This window comes from Streptomyces sp. SID486, assembly GCF_009865385.1.
GTDB lineage: Bacteria > Actinomycetota > Actinomycetes > Streptomycetales > Streptomycetaceae > Streptomyces.
Genome location: NZ_WWJT01000148.1, coordinates 1 through 5,574, shown reverse-complemented (window position 1 = coordinate 5,574; position 5,574 = coordinate 1). Strand labels below are relative to the sequence as shown.

At 75.2% G+C, this 5,574-nt stretch carries 5 protein-coding genes; 3 read left to right on the top strand and 2 right to left on the bottom strand.

What is annotated here, in order from left to right; translation table 11 throughout:
- The coding region (locus GT045_RS07395; RefSeq protein ID WP_161333671.1) for a sigma-70 family RNA polymerase sigma factor at window positions 1-160 on the top strand (160 nt) is incomplete at its 5' end.
- A gap of 317 nt (window positions 161-477) precedes the next feature.
- Here the strand turns inward: GT045_RS07395 and GT045_RS07390 are convergent.
- Window positions 478-2,214 carry a serine/threonine-protein kinase gene (locus GT045_RS07390; RefSeq protein WP_202527426.1) on the bottom strand — a complete coding sequence of 579 codons (1,737 nt, stop codon included), beginning with the start codon at window positions 2,212-2,214 and terminating at the stop codon, window positions 478-480.
- 178 nt (window positions 2,215-2,392) lie between these two features.
- Here GT045_RS07390 and GT045_RS07385 point away from each other — a divergent pair, with 178 nt between their 5' ends.
- Together GT045_RS07385 and GT045_RS07380 are read left to right on the top strand one after the other, a co-directional pair.
- Window positions 2,393-2,665 (top strand): hypothetical protein, encoded by a 273-nt coding sequence (locus GT045_RS07385; RefSeq protein WP_161288099.1) that lies wholly within the window; start codon window positions 2,393-2,395, stop codon window positions 2,663-2,665.
- Between the two features lie 290 nt (window positions 2,666-2,955).
- A complete protein-coding gene (locus tag GT045_RS07380) occupies window positions 2,956-4,476 on the top strand; it encodes an FAD-dependent oxidoreductase (RefSeq protein ID WP_161288101.1) in 1,521 nt (506 codons plus the stop codon).
- A gap of 175 nt (window positions 4,477-4,651) precedes the next feature.
- Here the strand turns inward: GT045_RS07380 and GT045_RS07375 are convergent, their stop codons facing one another.
- Window positions 4,652-5,572, bottom strand: a complete 921-nt coding sequence (locus tag GT045_RS07375) for an NAD(P)-dependent oxidoreductase (protein WP_345942571.1) — start codon at window positions 5,570-5,572, stop codon at window positions 4,652-4,654.
- Window positions 5,573-5,574: the final 2 nt, after the last annotated feature.

Genomic DNA, 5,574 nt, shown 5'->3' with positions numbered 1-5,574 from the left:
ACTCGAGGACCGGGACCGGCAGATCATCCACATGCGCTTCGTGGAGGAACTCACCCAGGCCCAGATCGGCGAACGCCTGGGCGTCTCCCAGATGCACGTCTCCCGCCTGCTGTCGCGCACCCTGGCCCGGCTGCGCGAAGGCATGCTCACCACGGACTGAGACCCGCCCGCCGCACGAAGCCCGCCGCACCCGCGGCGGGCTTCACCCGTCCCCCGGCACAGGACCCACCGGACGTCGCTCCGCCGCCGGGCAGGGGCCGTGGAGACCGTCCGGCCGCCTGCCGACGCCGGTCGACCAGGCATCCACGAGCGCGCGTACGGTCTCCAGCTCGGGCCGGCCACCGACCGGATCACCCTGGGCGGAGGAGGCGGCACGGACATGCGCGTCGGCATCGGGTCGGCGCTCACGACGCCACCGCGCCCGCTGCCACCGCTCCTGCTGCCACCGCCACCGCCACCGCCACCGCGGCGAGCGGCTCAGCGTTTCCGCCAGAGGGTGAGCTTGGTGGCGTAGTCGGGCAGGTCGCCGTCCGAGGCCGTGGTGATGTCGGTGACCTCCAGCATGGCCAGCCGGCCGTCGGTGGTGACCGTGCACAGCCGTGTGCCCACCGGGACGGTGCTGCGCAGGTCGGCCGCGTCGATCTCGGTCGGCAGCACATCGGACCGGGCGCCCGTCAGGCACTGGGCGGCCGTCGTACCGGCGCTCTTGCCCATCGGTGTGGAGAACTCCCAGTGCCCGCCCGAGACCTCGATCAGCTGGAACTCGCGGCCGGGGGAGTCCTGTACGACCTCGGGGACGTCGAGGTCGACCGCGACGACGTTGGCCTCCCCGGGTGACCGCAGGGCGAACGGCCGGTCCTCGAAGACCACGGTGTACCCGGAACTGTCGTCGGGCGAGGAGGACACGGCCGGTGCGGAGTGGCTCGGCCCGGCGGACTGCGACTGCCCGTCGCCCGGCTGTGACTGCCCGCCGGCCGACTGCGACTGCCCGTCGCCCGGCTGTGACTGCTTCCCGTCGCCGCGCCCTTCGTCCGACGCGCCGCCCGCCCGGGCCAGCGTCCACGTCACCACGACCGCGAGGACCACGGCCACCGCCGCTCCCGCGACGACGAGCGCCGTCGGCGTACGGCGCACCGGAGCCGCGGCCGACGGCGCGTGGGCCGGCGGGGGCATGGTCGGGGCGGCGGCGAAGGCGGGAGCATGGGGCGGGGGCGGACCGGCGGGGGAGGTGGTGGCGGCGCCGGAGCTCGCGGCGCTCGGCCCGCCCGGTCCGGCGTCGGTGACCGTCGGTTCCGGAGGCGGCGCGAGGACCGCCCGTTCCCGTGCGGTGAGGTCCTCGGTGAGCGGCTCGGGCAGCCAGCCGGTGAATCGGTTCAGGGAACGCCCCAGTGCCCGCTCGCACAGCTCGCTCAGCTCCTCCGTGCCGGCGCGCCGGTCCGGGTCGGCGGCCAGGCAGCGTTCGAGCAGTGGCCGGAGCCGGTCGTCGTAGCCGTCCAGACGGGGCGGTCGCTGGGCGGAGTTGGCGATCTGCGCGGCAAGCGTGAGGGCACCGCCGTCGCCGTAGGGGTGGCGGCCGGTCGCGGCCACGGCGGCGATCAGGCCCAGCGAGAAGACGTCCGTAGCCGGTCCGACCGGTTCACCGAGGGCGTGCTCGGGGGACATGAACTGCGGGGTGCCGATGACCCCGCCGGACAGGGTGAGCTGGGTGGCGTCCGCGGCGCGGGCGATGCCGAAGTCGATGACGAACGGCCCCTGGGGGCCCAACAGGACGTTGCTGGGCTTCAGATCACGGTGCACGATGCCGGCGGAGTGGATCGCCGTCAGCGCCTTCGCCGTGCAGCCGACGAGTTGCACCACGCTGTCCGGCGGCAGCGGACCGTGCGCCGCGAGGGCCTGGTGCAGGGGCAGGCCGGGTATGAACACGGAAGCCAGCCAGGGCTGTTCGCCGGTGGTGTCATGGTCGACGACCGGGACGACGTGGTAGCCCTGGACCCGGCGGGCCGCCTGGACCTCCTGCTCGAAACGGCGGCGGAAGTCGGCGTCGCCTCCGTACTCGCGCCGGATCACCTTCAGCGCCACCGGCTGGCCGCCGCGGGTGCGGGAGAGGTAGACGGTGCCCATGCCGCCCTCGCCGATGCGGGCCAGCAGCCGGTACCCGGCGATCTCCCGCGGATCCTCGGCCCGCAGCCGTTCTCCTGTCATGCCCGCAGCCATGCCGACCACGCCCCCGTCCTTGATCGTCGCGTGCGGTGAGCGTAGCGGAGGGCCGCCCGGCCCGCCCGCCCGGCGGCCGGGGCCGCGGCACACGAAAGATCCTTCCGCCCCCTACGCTTCTCGTGCCCGCCGGGCCCACCCCGACCGGGAACCGGTTCCAGTGCCGCACCGAAGGCCGGTGCCGGCCGACATCGACGAGGTGGTCAGGCCCGGACAGGTCCGTGCGGCTCAACTCCTGCTCCGCACCATGGCTCTGACGGGACCGGCCGTCGGTCTGGGTCTGGCCGGGCGGTCGACGCCGTACCGGCTCGGCGTGCTGATGGGGCCCTGGCTGCTGGTGTGGGTGTGCGCGCTGCTCGCCCTGACCCACGGCGGCCCCGCCCGCAACGGTGTGCGGCTCGCCACCGTCACCCTCATGGTGATGGTCGTACTGCCGTCCGTCAGCACCTAGTCGGAGGCGGTGACGACCGCGGAGCTGCTGGGCACCGCCGCGCGCGTCGCTCTCGGGACACCGGTCCTCGTCCTGCTGTTCCTGCCGAGGACCACGGCTTGGTTCGACCGGGAGAGGTGACGCTCCGTTCCGGCCGTGACCGGGCACGACGTCCCGTGGACGCGGTCCGGACGACGGGGGCTGTCGGCCCGGTGTCGGCGGCTGTCGGCCCGGTGCAGGCGCCCACTGGGACTCTTCCGGAACGGGCCGGGTGCCGTCCGGCCGTGGTTCGGGAAGAGAGGGGATTCCTCGTGCATGACGTGATGATCGTGGGCGCAGGCCCGGTCGGTCTGTTCCTCGCCTGCGAGCTCGGCCTCGCGGGCTGCTCGGTCCTGGTGCTCGAACGGGAGCCGGAGCCCGGCTCCCCGTGGCGGGCCGAACCGCTCGGTATGCGGGGCCTGTCCGTCGCCTCCGTCGAGGCGTTCTACCGCCGGGGTCTGCTGCCCCCGCTGCTGGCCGCGTCGGGCGTCCACGACGGTTCCGGCCCGAACCCCGGCGCGGACGAGCGGTGGACCCCCCGTCGCGGCGGCCACTTCGCCGGCATGGTGCTCGACCCGGACAAGGTGGACGTCGCCGCGCTGCCGGTACGGCTCGCCGGCCCGGCGGCCGAGGGCCTGCTGACGAACCTCGCGGCGGTCGAGGCGCTGCTGTCCGAGCACGCGGCCAAGCTGGGCGTGGAGATCAGGCGCGGCGCCGCGGTCACCGCCGTCGCCCAGGACGGTGGGCGCGTGGTCGCACGAGCCGGCGGGCACGAGTACGCGGCCCGCTGGCTCGTCGGCTGCGACGGCGGCCGCAGCGCGGTGCGCAAGCTGGCGGGCTTCGAATTCGTGGGCACCGAGCCGCAGTTCACCGGTTACGCCATGCACGTCACCATCGCCGACCCCGAGAAGCTGGGGCCCGGGTTCAACCTCACTCCGAACGGCGTCTACGTCCAGATGCCCACGCGAGGGCACATCGGGATGATGGACTTCGACGGGGGCGCGTTCGACCGCTCGCAGCAGCCGACGCGGGACCACCTGCAGACGGTGCTGCGCCGGGTGTCCGGCACCGACGTGACCCTGAGCGACGTCCGGATCGCCTCCAGCTTCACCGACCGGGCGATGCAGACGACGACCTACCGGCGAGGGCGCGTCCTGCTCGCGGGCGACGCCGCCCACATCCACTCCCCCCTCGGCGGACAGGGACTCAACACCGGCATCGGTGACGCCGTGAACCTGGGCTGGAAACTCGCGGCGACCGTGCACGGCCACGCGCCCGAGGGGCTGCTCGACACCTACACCCGCGAGCGCCACCCGGTCGGCGCGCGGGTGCTCGACTGGTCCCGCGCCCAGGTGGCGGTGATGAGGCCGGACCCGCACTCCCAGGCGATCCAGGCGGTGGTCCGCGAGCTGATCGGGACCCGCGACGGGGCGACCTACGTGTTCGGGCAGGTGTCGGGCTCGTCGATCCGGCACGACCTCGGCTGCGAACACCCGTTGGCCGGCCGCAGCGCCCCGGACGTCCGTCTCGAGGACGGCACGCGGCTCGGCGACCTGATGCAGGACGGACGCGGCGTGGCGCTCGACTTCAGCGCCGACCGGCGTCTGCGCCGTCCGGCGGCGGCCTGGCGGAGCCGGATACGTTACGCGGCGGGGCCCGCGACGAACGACCTCGGAGCGGGAGCCGTGCTCGTCCGGCCGGACGGCGTCGTCGCCTGGGCGGACGAACGCCTCCCCGACCGTGAGCGGTTCGAGCGGGCGGCCGGCCTCTGGTTCGGCCGTCCGGCGAGCTGAGGGGGCCGGCCTCTAGTTGGGTCGCCCGGCGAGGTGAGGGGGGCCTCTGACTCGGCCGTCCGGCGAGCTGCCCGAGCCGGCCTCTGGCTCGGCCGTCCGGCGAGCTGAGGGGGCCGGCCTCTGGCTGGGCCGCCCGGCGAGGTGAGGGGGCCGGGGGAGTCACTGCCGCGAGCGTTCACCCGGCGGGCGGGGCGGCGGTGCGACCCGAGTGGTCCGCATAGTCCGCGAGCAGGCGGCCGGCCGTCCACCCCCGGGACCGCGCCCTGGACACGTCCAGCACGACCGAGGCCGCGAGCTGGTCGACCGCGTACGGGGTGAGGACCGGCTCCCTGCCCGGCAGCGGCCGGGCCAGGACCTGGGCCGCCCGCGCCACGGCACGGGCGGCCGGTGCCGCGACGTGGCGTATGCGCGCCCGGACGCCGTGGGCCCGCAGGACGGACCGGACGGCCTGGTCGCGGTCGTACGGAACCGGGTCGGCGATGTTGTAGGCGCCCGGCGGCCAGCCCGCGGCGGTGAGGCAGGCGTCCGTCAGGTTCTCCACGGCCGTGAGGCTGAGGCGGACGCTGGGGCCGGGCAATACGAGGACGCCACGCCGGACACGGGACAGCAGCCGGGGCACCAGATGCGGATCACCGGGTCCGTAGACCGCCCGGGGCCGCAGCACCACGGCCCCGCCGGAGAGAGCCAGGGCCTCCCCGGCGGCCTTGGTGCGGCCGTAGGCGTTCAACTGGCCGCGGACCGGATGGTCCTCGGTGATCCAGGACCGGCCGGGGCCGGGCTCGTAGACGCTGGCGCTGCTCACCCACACCACCGGCCGCCCGCCGGCCGCCGCCATCAGCCGCGCGGTCCCGCCGACGTTGACGGCACGCATCGCGGCCTCGGCGCGGGAGCCGGGTAACGGATCGCCGACCGCCGCCGCGCAGTGCACGACGAGGTCGGCGCCGGACAGGTCCGGCACCTCCCGGGCCGCGTCCCACGGGATGTGCCTGCCGACCGGTCCGGGGCGCCGTCCGACACACAGCACCTCGGCCCCGCGCGCGGCGGCGGTGACGGCGACGTGGGAACCGCAGAAGCCGCTCGCGCCGGTGACGGCGATCG